This window comes from Aliirhizobium sp. YIM B11859 (assembly GCF_057163345.1).
In genome coordinates, this window is record NZ_JBXHAY010000001.1 from 15218 (window position 1) to 27528 (window position 12311).

Sequence of the window (12311 nt, forward strand, 5' to 3'; positions counted from 1 at the left end):
ATGAACAACAGACCCGTCAACAACAGTTCCGGCTCCCGCCTCGGTTTCCTGATCCCGGTGGTCTATATCCTCTTCCTGGCGCTGCCGATCTACTGGCTCGTCAACATGAGCTTCAAGACCAATGGCGAGATTTTAGGGCCGCTGACGCTGTGGCCGACCAATCCGACGTTTCGCAACTACATGGTGATCTTCACCGATCCGTCCTGGTATAACGGCTATATCAACTCGATCATCTATGTGGTGATGAACACGGTGATCTCGGTTTCGGCGGCGCTGCCGGCCGCCTATGCCTTCTCGCGCTACCGGTTCCTGGGCGACAAACACCTGTTCTTCTGGCTGCTGACCAACCGCATGGCGCCGCCGGCCGTCTTCGCGCTGCCGTTCTTCCAGCTCTATTCGGCCTTCGGGCTGATCGACACGCATATTGCGGTTGCCATCGCCCATTGCCTGTTCAACGTGCCGCTGGCGGTGTGGATCCTCGAAGGTTTCATGTCGGGCGTGCCGAAAGAAATCGACGAGACGGCCTATATCGACGGTTATTCCTTCCCGCGCTTCTTCGTGAAGATCTTTATGCCGCTGATCGCGTCGGGCATCGGGGTCGCTGCCTTCTTCTGCTTCATGTTCTCGTGGGTCGAACTTCTGATCGCCCGCACTTTGACGACGACGGATGCCAAGCCGATCGCCGCAACGATGACGCGGACGGTCTCGGCCTCCGGCATGGATTGGGGCGTGCTGGCTGCGGCCGGTGTGCTGACCATCATTCCCGGGGCGCTCGTCATCTATTTCGTCCGCAACTACATCGCCAAGGGCTTTGCCCTCGGCCGCGTTTAACAAGGGGAGGGATACCATGAACTTCTCGTGGATGGCCTGGACGCCGCCGACGGCCCTGTTCTTCATCGTCATCTTCATGCTGATCGCCGGCATGGGCGTGTGGGAATATTTTTCGCCGGGCGGCAGCCCGCGCGTCGGCATCTTGCGGTTCGAGACGACGCGGGGCGACCGCCTGTTCGTGTCGCTGCTCGGTTCCGCTTTCATCAATCTCGCATGGCTGGGTCTTGGAGGCTCCAGCCTGTGGTGGGCTCTGGCCTTGTCGGTGGTTTACGCGATCGGCGTATTCCGTTTCGTCTAAGGCCAAGACGATACGGCAGCGGGAGGAGGTCCGGCTGCCAAGGCTTGAATTTCAGAAGTTCAAGTGAACTGCAATCGCATCAACCGGGAGGACTAGATATGCGACGGCATCTTATGACAACGACGGCAGTGATGCTGCTGGTAATGACGGGTGCGGCCCATGCCGACATGGCGGCCGCCAAGAAGTTCCTCGATGCGGAAATCGGCGACATGTCGTCTCTTTCCCGCGCCGAGCAGGAAAAGGAAATGCAGTGGTTCATCGATGCGGCAAAACCGTTTGCCGGCATGGATATCAAGGTGGTTTCCGAAACGCTGACGACGCATGAATATGAATCGAAGACGCTGGCCAAGGCGTTTACCGCCATTACCGGCATCAAGATCACCCATGACCTGATCGGCGAAGGCGACGTCGTCGAAAAGCTGCAGACACAGATGCAGTCGGGCGAAAACGTCTATGACGCCTATGTCAACGACTCGGACCTGATCGGCACCCATTGGCGTTACCAGCAGGCCCGTTCGCTGACCAAGTGGATGGCGAACGAGGGCAAGGATGTCACCAATCCAGACCTTGACCTGAAAGACTTCATCGGGCTGAAATTCACCACCGCGCCGGATGGCGAGCTTTACCAGCTGCCTGACCAGCAGTTCGCCAACCTCTACTGGTTCCGGTACGACTGGTTCAGCGACGCCAAGAACAAGGCCGATTTCAAGGCCAAGTATGGCTACGATCTCGGCGTGCCGGTCAACTGGTCGGCCTATGAGGATATCGCCGAGTTCTTCACCGGCCGCGAAGTGAACGGCAAGAAGGTGTTCGGCCATATGGACTATGGCAAAAAGGACCCGTCGCTCGGATGGCGGTTCACCGATGCGTGGCTTTCGATGGCCGGCAATGGTGACAAGGGCCTGCCGAACGGTCTGCCGGTCGACGAATGGGGCATCAAGGTCAATGAAAAGTCCCAGCCGGTCGGTTCCTGTGTCGCGCGTGGCGGTGATACCAATGGTCCGGCTGCGGTCTATTCGATCCAGAAATACCTGGACTGGATGAAAGCCTATGCACCGCCGGCAGCCAACGGCATGAACTTCTCCGAATCCGGTCCGGTTCCGGGGCAGGGTGAGGTCGCCCAGCAGATGTTCACCTACACGGCCTTTACCGCCGATTTCGTCAAGAAAGGCTTGCCGGTGGTCAATGACGACGGCACGCCGAAATGGCGTTTCGCACCAAGCCCGCATGGCGTCTACTGGAAGGACGGCATGAAGCTCGGTTATCAGGACGTCGGCTCCTGGACGTTGCTCAAATCCACGCCCGACGACCGCGCCAAGGCAGCATGGCTTTACGCGCAGTTCGTCGTGTCGAAGACGGTGGACGTGAAAAAGAGCCATGTCGGCCTGACGCTGATCCGCGACAGCTCGATCAATCACAAGAGCTTTACGGATCGTGCGCCAAAGCTCGGCGGTTTGATCGAGTTCTATCGCTCGCCGGCCCGCGTACAATGGTCGCCGACAGGCACCAACATTCCGGATTATCCGAAACTGGCACAGCTGTGGTGGCAGGCGATCGGCGATGCGTCTTCGGGTGCCAAGACTGCGCAGGCAGCGATGGATTCGTTGTGCGCCGAGCAGGAAAAGGTGCTTCAGCGTCTTGAACGCGCCGGTGTCCAGAAGGAAAGGGGCCCGAAACTCGCCGAGGAGCACGATCTGGAATACTGGAACAAGGATGCCGTCTCCAAGGGCAATCTGGCGCCGCAGCTGAAGATCGCCAACGAGAAGGAAAAGCCGATCACCGTCAATTATGACGAACTGGTCAAGAGCTGGCAGAAGTAGGCCGTTCTCACCTATATGAACCTCGCCGGGGCGTGTAATGCGCCCCGGTTTCTTATCCGATCGTATTATCAGGAAACGCAGAGCATGAGTGGCCATATCCTTGCCATCGACCAGGGAACGACTTCGAGCCGGGCGATCGTGTTTGATGCCGATATGGCGATTGCGGGTTTCGGCCAGCAGGAGTTTACCCAGTTCTTTCCAGCCTCCGGCTGGGTTGAACATGATGCGGAGGAGATCTGGCAGAGCGTGCTGTCGACCGCACGGACGGCCGTCGAAAAGGCGGGTATTTCGGCCGGTGATCTGGCCGCGATCGGCATTACCAACCAGCGCGAGACGGTGGTCATCTGGGACCGCCAGACCGGCGAGCCGCTCCATCGGGCGATCGTCTGGCAGGACCGGCGCACATCTGGGATTTGCGAGGAGTTGAAGGGGCGGGGGCTGGAGGCGACATTCACCGAAAAGACCGGGCTGCTGCTCGACCCGTATTTTTCCGGCACGAAACTTTCCTGGCTGCTGTCCAATATCGACGGCCTCCGCGCCCGCGCCGAACGGGCCGAGGTGTGTTTCGGCACGGTCGACAGCTGGCTGATCTACAAGCTCACCGGTGGCCGGGCGCATGTGACCGATGCCACCAATGCCTCGCGTACGCTGATCTACAATATCGGCGAGAATGACTGGGACGAGGAGCTGCTTGGCATTCTCGACATCCCGCGGGCAATGTTGCCGGAGGTGAAGGATTGTGCCGCTGAATTCGGCGTGACCGATGCCGGCATTTTCGGCTTCGAGATTCCGATCCTGGGCGTTGCAGGCGATCAGCAGGCGGCGGTGATCGGCAACGCCTGTTTCGAGGCCGGCATGCTGAAATCCACTTATGGCACGGGATGTTTCGCGCTGCTCAATACCGGGACCGACCGGGTTACCTCTTCCAACCGGTTGTTGACGACAATTGCCTATCGGCTGGATGGGGTCACGACCTATGCGCTGGAAGGTTCGATCTTCATTGCCGGTGCCGCGGTGCAGTGGCTGCGAGACGAACTCGGTTTCATCAAGGTGGCGTCGGAAGTGGGCACTCTGGCGCGGCAGGCGGATCCAAGCCAACGGATCTACATGGTGCCGGCCTTTACCGGGCTCGGCGCGCCCTATTGGGATGCCGAGGCGCGAGGTGCGATCTTCGGACTGACCCGCAGCAGCGGCCCGGCGGAATTTGCCCGTGCGGCACTCGAAAGCGTCGCCTACCAGACGCATGACCTGCTTGAGGCGATGAAAAAGGACTGGACGGGGCATGGGGCGACGACCGTGCTGCGGGTCGATGGCGGCATGGTTGCTTCCAACTGGACGATGCAGCGGCTGTCGGACATTCTCGCCGCGCCCGTCGACCGCCCGGCGCTGTTGGAGACGACGGCGCTCGGCGCCGCCTGGCTTGCCGGCTGGAAGGCCGGTGTGTGGCCGGATGCCAAAGGCTTTTCCGCCCGCTGGAAGCGCGACAAGCGTTTCGAGCCGGAAATGGAAAACGAAGAACGGAAGGCGGCGATCGAAGGCTGGAAGGACAGCGTGTCCCGCTGCCTGTCGCGATAAGTGGTATCGATGAGGCGAACCACTCGGTCCGCCTCACTTCAAAATCGAGCGAATTCCCGCTCTGATCAGTCGATCTTGGCGCCTTGGCCGTAATCCTCGTCGGACACCTTTTCCATCCAGGTGACGACGCTGCCGTTTTCGGCTTCGGCGACGGCGAAATGGCTCATCGCTTCGGTGGCGGAGGCGCCGTGCCAGTGTTTGACATGCGGCGGGATCCAGACGACGTCGCCCGGTGCGACGGTTTCGATCGGACCGCCTTCCTTCTGTACCCAGCCCTTGCCGGAGACAATGAACAGCGTCTGGCCGAGCGGGTGGGTGTGCCAGGCGGTGCGGGCGCCGGCGGTAAAGGAGACTGTTGCGCCGCTGATGCGGGCCGGTTCATTGCCGGCATACCGTCCGGCGACCTGAACTTCGCCGGTGAAATAGTCGGCCGGGCCCGGAGCCGGGGCGGCATTTGCGCGGGTGACCTGGATATCCATGGGTGTTTCCTGTGTTGTCTTGGTTTGGGATGCGGCGGCCGCCCGTGTCTCGAAGACTTTTTTGAGCACCGGCACGGCAGACATAGAGCGCGGCCAGCCGGCGTAAAAGGCTATATGGGTGACGACTTCGGATGCTTCCTGCGGGGTGAGGCCGTTGTCCATCGCCCGGTTGGCGTGGAAGGGCAGCTGTTCCGGCTGGCCGATGGCGATCAGCGCGGTCATGGTGACGAGGCTGCGGTCGCGGGCAGACAGGTCCGGCCGCTGCCACAGATCGCCGAACAGGACACGGTTGGTGAGGTCGGCCAGCGCTGCGGCGGTCGGCGCGACAGCGGCATTGACGGTCGCGGTCCGTGCCGCCTCGGCTGCCGCCTCAAGCTCGATCTTCGCCGCATTGCTGCTTTCGAACGGGGCGATGCTGCGTTCATCGAAGACTTTCTTGACCTCTGCCACGGCGGAAATCGCATTCGGCCAGCCGGTATAGAAGGCGAGCTGGGTGATCAGTTCGCCGATCTCTTCCGGCTTGACGCCATTGTCAAGGGCGCGGCGGGTATGGCCGCCGATCTGCGCGGTCTTGCCGGTCGCAACGATCGCCGAGACGGTGACCAGGCTGCGGTCACGCGGCTTCAGTTCCGCCCGTTCCCAGACCTCACCGAAGAGGACACCATCGGTGAAATGGCCGAGGCCGGGTGCGACCTCATAAACCGCCGGCGGGGCAACACGGCGCCGTTCCTCCTGGGCGTCGACACCAGTCGCTGCGAGCGTGGAGATGGCGATGCTTGCGGCAATGTTTTTCATCGGATGTTCCTCTTGTGGCTCGGTAAATTCGGACAGATTGCCCGCATCTATCCGCTGAAATGGGATTTCCGCAGGCTGGAATTAGATGGCCGAAACCGATTGAGCCTATGCGCGGCTTTCATGAATGGCCTGATCACCCGCGCTGACGACAGGTCGTCAATTGGCCTGCGAGGGCAATAACGCCCCCGCAGATCGTCCTGATCCTGTGTTCCGGAGTGAGGCCCGTGGCTCAGAGGCCGGTGGTCTTGAGCAGTTGCTCGGGGTAACGCTCGCCCTCGATCCGGATCGCGGCCGCGGCTTTCTCGATCCCGGCCAGATCGGCTGCGGAGAGCTCGACATCCACCGATGCGAGGTTTTCCTCGAGGCGATGCAGCTTGGTCGTGCCGGGGATGGGCGCGATCCAGGGCTTCTGGGCGAGCAGCCAGGCGAGCGCGATCTGGGCGGGCGTGCCGCCCTTTTGCGCTGCGATCTCTTTCAGAAGGTCGACAAGTGCCTGGTTCTTTTCCATTGCTTCCGGGGTGAAGCGCGGCAGGATGGCGCGGAAATCGCCTTCGCCGAGCTTGGTATCCTTGCCCATCGCGCCGGTGAGGAAACCCTTGCCGAGCGGGCTGTAGGGAACGAGGCCGATGCCAAGTTCCTCGCAGGTATCGAGAATGCCGTTGGTTTCCACGCCGCGGGTCCAGAGCGAATATTCGTTCTGCAGCGTGGTGACCGGCTGAACGGCATGGGCACGACGGACAGTCTGTGCGCCCGGTTCGGACAGGCCGAGATGCCGCACTTTGCCGGCCGCGATCAAATCCTTCACGGCGCCGGCAACGTCTTCGATCGGCACGCTCGGATCGACGCGATGCTGGTAGAACAGGTCGATCACGTCGGTGCCGAGCCGCTTCAGGCTTTCGTCGGCCACTTTCTTGATATTGTCCGGCCGGCTGTTGAGGCCCGCCTGCTTGCCATCGACATAGTTAAAGCCGAACTTGGTCGCGATCACCACCTGATCGCGCACCGGCTTCAGCGCTTCGCCGACCATCTCTTCATTGGTGAAGGGGCCGTAGACTTCCGCGGTATCGAAGAGGGTGACGCCGCGATCGACCGCCTGGCGGATCAACGTGATGCCGTCCGCTTTGCTGACCTTGGCAGCATAACCGAAATCGAGCCCCATGCAGCCGAAGCCGAGTGCCGATACTTCAAGTCCGGATTTTCCGAGAATTCGCTTTTTCATGTCTTTCTCCATTCGCTCTGGCGGCGGAGCGCAGGTCGCGCCAATCGATCGCAACCGGGGTCACCGGGCGATCAACTCGTCGTGGGGAGAGATTTAGACCTAGCAGGCCCATGCGATTAGATGCTAAGCGGTGCATGAACCTATGCTGTGGATTCATGAATGAAGCGGGATGAACTGGGCGACCTTGCCGCCTTTTTGATAGTTGCGGAAGAGCGGAGCTTTACCCGGGCCGCCGCACAACTCGGCACGTCGCAATCGTCGCTCAGCCATACGGTGCGGCGGGTCGAAGAGCGCATGGGTGTGCGGCTTCTGACGCGCACGACGCGCAATGTCGTGCCGACGGAAGCCGGCGAACAGCTGATGGAGACGCTGCGCCCCGCCTTCAACGATATCCGCGGCCGTATCGATGCGCTGAGCGCGATGCGGAAAAGGCCGGGCGGCACGATCCGCATAACCTCCAGCCGCCATGCTGCCGAAAGTATCCTGATGCCGGCCGTCAAACGGCTGATGGCGGAATATTCGGACATCAATGTGGAAATCTCCGTAGACCAACGGTTCGTGGATCTCGTCGGCGAACGTTATGATGCGGGGGTCCGTCTCGGCGAAAGCATCGAGAAGGACATGATCGCTGTGCGGATCGGGCCGGAACTGCGGATGATGGTGGCCGGTTCGCCGGACTATTTCGCCCGCAATCCCAAACCCGTGACGCCCCACGAACTAACCCAGCACAATTGCATCAATCTTCGGCTTCCGACGCTTGGAGGGCTTTATGCATGGGAATTCGAACAGGACGGGCGGCCGCTCAACGTGCGTGTCGAAGGTCAATTCGTCTGCAACGACGTGCCGATGATCATCGATGCCGCGCTGGACGGGCGGGGTCTGACCTGTCTGCCCGACGACCATCTCGGCCCGCTGGTCGAACAGGGCCGCCTGGTCCAGGTGCTTCAAGACTGGTGCGCACCGTTTCCGGGTTACCATCTCTATTATCCGAGCCGCCGGCTTGCCTCTCCGGCCTTCGCGCTTCTGGTGGATGCGCTACGCTATCGGTAAACCGGGGCGATCCGGCCGATATGGCTAGAAAACCACCGGATGAGTGGCGCCGGTCTCGACATTAACGAGGCCCTGCGGTGCGTGATCGCTCGGGGCGACGAGCACCCAGCGCCAGGGGGCACAGGTGAGCGTGGCAAAGGCCAGGCGTTCGGGGAAGCCCGGAAACCAGCGGGGGTGGAAGCTCGGTTCATACATCCAGTCGACCTTTTCGCCCTCGGCATAAAGCGCCTGCATCTCCTCATGCAGGTCTTGCGCCGAGCGGCAGCTCATCAGGCCGGCGACTTCGTAGCGCACACGGGCAACGACCTCGCCCTGGCGCACCAGCGCCCAGCCGCCATCGATGCCGGCCACCGCGTTGACCGCTTTCGCCATGGCCTCGTCGGAGGAACCGACGCACCAGATATTATGCTTGTCATGCGCCATGGAGCAGGCCAGCGCCGTCTCCGGCGTTGCCGGACCGCAGCCGAGCCAGAACATTTTCGACACGGCGGCATTGCCGGAAAAACGGTCGACGACCGAAAATTTGGTGATGTTGCGGCTCTCGTCGCGCTGGACGAGACCATCTTTCACCGGCAGATCGAAGGTGAGGAAATCGTCGGTCCAGTGGAAGGGACGCAGGACCGCAGCCGTCATCGTATCGCGGCTGGGCTCGGCCTTGATGGCGAAGTCCTCGGCGGTGAGCTCGCGGCCGATATTGATGGTCTTCGTCGCCCAATCCGGCCAGTCGATCCTCGGCACGTCGGGCAGGTAGGTCTTACCGTCGGAAACCTGTTTTCCGTCGGCCCAGACCTTGGCGATCTCGAATTTTTCGATATCCGAGAGAAGCACGATATCGGCATAACGGCCGGGGGCTATCGAGCCAACCCAAGGGGTGAGGCGCATGTGGCGGGCAGGGTTGATTGTGACGCACTGGATGGCGATTTCCGGCGCAAGGCCCGCCTCGATCGCAAGGCGGACATTATAGTCGGTGGCGCCGAGTTTCAGCGTATCTGAGGCGGAGCGGTCGTCGGTCGTCAGCGCAATCTGCGACCAGTCCGACAGGCCGCGCTGCAGCAGGCCCTTGATGACCTCCGGCAGGCTGTGCGGGCGAAGCTCCATGAACAGGCCATGGGTAAGCTTGTCCCAGAATTCCTCGATCGTCCATGCCTCGTGATCGGACGCAAGGCCTGCGGCGGCAAAGGCGTTGATCGAAGGCAGGTCGCGAATGCCGGCGGCATGGCCCTCGACCACGGCGCGCTTTTCGAACGTGGCGCGGATCATGCCCCAGAGCCGGTCGTGCGAGGGGTTTTGCGGGTTCCAGACGGCCGGCCAGTCCATCACCTCGTCGAGGCCGGCGGTCATCAGGCTCTGTTGCAGAAAGGCCTTCTGCTCGTCGTAACCGAGATAACCGCCGCCATGTTCATAAGCGGTCGGCGGCACGGCGGAGCCGGGCAGGGGGAAGATCTTCAGCGGCGAGCCGGCTTCACGCGCCTTCAACCAGAATTCCAGTGTCCTGGCACCATTGACGTTGGAAAATTCGTGGCTCGCCTCGCAGGTCCATGTGTTGCCACGCGGCAGGACGAGGGCTGCTTCCCATTCCGGCGTCAGATGAGAGCTCTCGATATGCTTGTGGACTTCGCCGAGGCCCGGGACGGCCGAAAGACCCGGCTCGTGGACGCGGTGTTCAACCTCGCCTGGATAGCTGCCGGCGCGGCCGACATAGGCGATGCGGCGATCCTTGATGACGATTTCCTGATCGTCCGCCCAGGTGCGTGTGGCGACGTCCAGCAACCGGCCGACCCTGAGCGCTACATCTGCCTTCTCCTTGCCCAATGCGACAAGTGTCAGGCGCTGGCGGATCCTGATTTCGTTCTCGGCGTCGATGGTGATGTCTTCGATTGTCGCCGGCATGATCTTCCCTGCATCGTATTTCGCTATTTGCGAGGCTGCAGTGATAGCCGGTGCCGCAGGCCCGTCAACCGTCCGGCATTCGAATGGTCCTAGGACGGCTTGTGCGGCGCGGTACATGGGAGCAGGCTGCTGCATGGGTTACTTCGGCCGCTGTTGCAGATCCGACAGGCAAGACTGGGCTTTGTTTGCTCGAAGATTACGCCTGACCTCGATCAGACCGGGATAATCTTCGCAGTTGCGAAAACTGCTTGCAAACGTCTTTTGAGGCGGTAACATACCGATATATCGGGCTTGTCCTGTTTTGTCGGATCACGGGAGTTCTGTCCTTGTCCACCACCCCCTACATGCTTTTGACCGGCGCCAGCCGTGGAATTGGCCACGCGACGGTCAAGCTTTTCATGGAGCATGGATGGCGGATCCTGACCGTGTCGCGCCAACCGTTTTCAGAGGAATGCCGTTGGCCGTCTGCTCGCGAGAGCCATATCCAGGCCGACCTAGCAGATCTTTCGGGCATTGAGGAACTGGCCGAAACGGTTCGCAAGCGGCTGCCGGACGGCAAGCTGGCAGCGCTGGTGAACAATGCCGGCATTTCACCCAAGGGATCTGGGGGCACGCGCCTCGGTGTTGCGGAGACCGATGCCGAGACCTGGATGAAGGTGATGAATGTCAACCTGATTTCCACGGCGCTTCTGGCCCGCGCCATGTTGCCCGAACTTGAGGCGGCCCAGGGGTCGATCGTCAATGTCACGTCGATTGCCGGTTCGCGCGTGCATCCCTTCGCGGGTGTCGCCTATGCCGCGTCGAAGGCGGGCCTTGCCGCTTTGACCCGTGAACTGGCGCATGAATTCGGCCCGCGCGGCATTCGCGCCAACGCCATTGCGCCGGGCGAGATCGCCACATCGATCTTGTCTCCCGGTACCGACGAGCTGGTACAGGCGGAAGTGCCGCTCGGGCGGCTCGGGACGACCATCGAGGTGGCAAAGACCATCTATTTCCTCTGCACCGATCAATCGGCCTATATCAACGGTGCGGAAATCCACATCAACGGCGGACAACACGTCTGACCCCGTAATCAAAGACAGACGCGGGCCAACCGCGCGCTTTGCCGGAGGAAACGAAAGGATCGTAGCAACTTCGGGTTCAGGATAATGATCCGGGCCCTATCAGGGGAACAAAATGACGAATTTCTTCAAGACCGCGGCGATCGGCATGCTGGCGCTGGCATCGACCGCGATGATGTCGGGTGCGGCTGCCGCTCGTGACCTGACGATCGTCGGCTGGGGCGGCGCCGGTCAGGCAGCCCAGAGCGAAATCTACTTCAAGCCCTTTGCCGCCAAAACCGGCAAGCCGTTCATCGAAGAGAGCTGGGATGGCGGCTATGGCGTGCTGCAGGCCAAGATGAAGGCCGGTGCGCCGAACTGGGACGTCGTTCAAGTCGAGGCTGAAGAACTGGCACTCGGTTGCGCCGACGGCCTTTTTGAAAAGCTCGATTGGGACAAGATCGGCGTCAAGGACGAGTTTCTTCCCGATGCTGTCGGCGAATGCGGTGCCGGCGTGATCTACTGGTCGCTGGCCATGGGGTATGACGGCGACAAGTTCAAGGAAGGCCCCAAGAGCTGGGCCGACTTCTGGGACACGAAGAAGTTTCCCGGTAAGCGCTCGCTGCGCAAGGGCGCCAAGTACAATCTCGAATTCGCGCTTCTGGCCGATGGCGTAAAGCCGGCGGAACTCTATGACGTGCTGGCGACCGAAGAAGGTGTCAACCGGGCGTTCAAGAAGCTCGACGAACTGAAGCCGAACATCGTCTGGTGGGAATCCGGCGCGCAGCCGGTCCAGTATCTGGCGTCGGGCGAAGTGGCGCTGACATCGGTCTATAACGGCCGCGTCACCGGCATCAACAAGGCGGAAGGCAAGAACTTCAAGATCGTCTGGCCGGAAAGCATGTATGCCGTCGACAGCTGGGTCATCCTCAAGGGTGCTGAAAACAAGGATGCGGGCATGGACTTCATCGCATTCGCCAGTGCCGCCGAAAACCAGGCCAAGCTGCCGTTGAAGGTGGATTACGGCATCCCGAACAAGAAGGCCGCCGCCACCATTCCGCCGGCCGTCGACGTCAACCTGCCGACCCATCCGGAAAACCTGAAGCAGGCGATCGCGCTCAATGTCGATTTCTGGATCGACAATTCCGAGGCCCTGACGGCTCGCTTCAACGCCTGGCTGGCACAGTAAGAAGCCACTTTTCCCAGACGTCGGGCGGCCGCTTGAATGCGGCCTCCCTTCCAAGCCGACAGAACGGATGGATGCGTGCCGATTGCCGCAAACGACCGACAGCGGAACCGTATCCACGACAAGAA

At 61.3% G+C, this 12311-nt stretch carries 10 protein-coding genes; 7 read left to right on the top strand and 3 right to left on the bottom strand.

From position 1 onward, the window contains the following. The 4 genes from AC2GXZ_RS00080 to glpK all read left to right on the top strand — a co-directional run bounded on the left by AC2GXZ_RS00080 (position 1) and on the right by glpK (position 4524). The gene (locus AC2GXZ_RS00080; RefSeq protein WP_139678177.1) at positions 1–831 is read left to right on the top strand and encodes a carbohydrate ABC transporter permease; all 831 of its coding nucleotides are present in this window, start codon (positions 1–3) and stop codon (positions 829–831) included. A gap of 16 nt (positions 832–847) precedes the next feature. After that, entirely contained in the window at positions 848–1129 is a 282-nt protein-coding gene (locus AC2GXZ_RS00085; RefSeq protein ID WP_483757085.1) for a DUF2160 domain-containing protein, read from the top strand. A 98-nt stretch (positions 1130–1227) separates the two neighbouring features. Further along, complete coding sequence (locus AC2GXZ_RS00090) at positions 1228–2949, top strand: ABC transporter substrate-binding protein (RefSeq protein WP_483757086.1); 1722 nt, start codon at positions 1228–1230, stop codon at positions 2947–2949. 84 nt (positions 2950–3033) lie between these two features. Beyond that, positions 3034–4524, top strand: coding sequence for a glycerol kinase GlpK (gene glpK / locus AC2GXZ_RS00095; RefSeq protein WP_483757087.1), 1491 nt, complete (start codon positions 3034–3036; stop codon positions 4522–4524). A 65-nt stretch (positions 4525–4589) separates the two neighbouring features. Here the strand turns inward: glpK and AC2GXZ_RS00100 are convergent, their stop codons facing one another. Then, positions 4590–5798, bottom strand: coding sequence for a (R)-mandelonitrile lyase (locus AC2GXZ_RS00100; protein WP_483757088.1), 1209 nt, complete (start codon positions 5796–5798; stop codon positions 4590–4592). A gap of 229 nt (positions 5799–6027) precedes the next feature. Continuing rightward, positions 6028–7017, bottom strand: coding sequence for an aldo/keto reductase (locus AC2GXZ_RS00105; protein ID WP_483757089.1), 990 nt, complete (start codon positions 7015–7017; stop codon positions 6028–6030). A 159-nt stretch (positions 7018–7176) separates the two neighbouring features. Here AC2GXZ_RS00105 and AC2GXZ_RS00110 point away from each other — a divergent pair, with 159 nt between their 5' ends. Next, the gene (locus AC2GXZ_RS00110) at positions 7177–8067 is read left to right on the top strand and encodes a LysR family transcriptional regulator (protein WP_483757090.1); all 891 of its coding nucleotides are present in this window, start codon (positions 7177–7179) and stop codon (positions 8065–8067) included. Between the two features lie 24 nt (positions 8068–8091). On the opposite strand, the gene AC2GXZ_RS00115 is transcribed toward AC2GXZ_RS00110, so the two are convergent. Next, entirely contained in the window at positions 8092–9957 is a 1866-nt protein-coding gene (locus AC2GXZ_RS00115; RefSeq protein WP_483757091.1) for an adenine deaminase, read from the bottom strand. Positions 9958–10301: 344 nt separating this feature from the next. Between AC2GXZ_RS00115 and AC2GXZ_RS00120 the strand changes: the two genes are divergently transcribed. Next, on the top strand, positions 10302–11021 hold the full coding sequence (locus AC2GXZ_RS00120; RefSeq protein WP_483758222.1) for an SDR family NAD(P)-dependent oxidoreductase: 720 nt from the start codon (positions 10302–10304) through the stop codon (positions 11019–11021). 145 nt (positions 11022–11166) lie between these two features. Then, positions 11167–12186, top strand: a complete 1020-nt coding sequence (locus AC2GXZ_RS00125) for an ABC transporter substrate-binding protein (protein ID WP_483758223.1) — start codon at positions 11167–11169, stop codon at positions 12184–12186. The last annotated feature ends 125 nt before the right edge of the window (positions 12187–12311 follow it).

Bases quoted from the DNA above. Each gene is read 5' to 3' on its own strand.
- AC2GXZ_RS00080 (WP_139678177.1), top strand. From the start codon at position 1: ATGAACAACAGACCCGTCAACAACAGTTCCGGCTCCCGCCTCGGTTTC.
- AC2GXZ_RS00085 (WP_483757085.1), top strand. From the start codon at position 848: ATGAACTTCTCGTGGATGGCCTGGACGCCGCCGACGGCCCTGTTCTTC.
- AC2GXZ_RS00090 (WP_483757086.1), top strand. From the start codon at position 1,228: ATGCGACGGCATCTTATGACAACGACGGCAGTGATGCTGCTGGTAATG.
- glpK (WP_483757087.1), top strand. From the start codon at position 3,034: ATGAGTGGCCATATCCTTGCCATCGACCAGGGAACGACTTCGAGCCGG.
- AC2GXZ_RS00100 (WP_483757088.1), bottom strand. From the start codon at position 5,798: ATGAAAAACATTGCCGCAAGCATCGCCATCTCCACGCTCGCAGCGACT.
- AC2GXZ_RS00105 (WP_483757089.1), bottom strand. From the start codon at position 7,017: ATGAAAAAGCGAATTCTCGGAAAATCCGGACTTGAAGTATCGGCACTC.
- AC2GXZ_RS00110 (WP_483757090.1), top strand. From the start codon at position 7,177: ATGAAGCGGGATGAACTGGGCGACCTTGCCGCCTTTTTGATAGTTGCG.
- AC2GXZ_RS00115 (WP_483757091.1), bottom strand. From the start codon at position 9,957: ATGCCGGCGACAATCGAAGACATCACCATCGACGCCGAGAACGAAATC.
- AC2GXZ_RS00120 (WP_483758222.1), top strand. From the start codon at position 10,302: ATGCTTTTGACCGGCGCCAGCCGTGGAATTGGCCACGCGACGGTCAAG.
- AC2GXZ_RS00125 (WP_483758223.1), top strand. From the start codon at position 11,167: ATGCTGGCGCTGGCATCGACCGCGATGATGTCGGGTGCGGCTGCCGCT.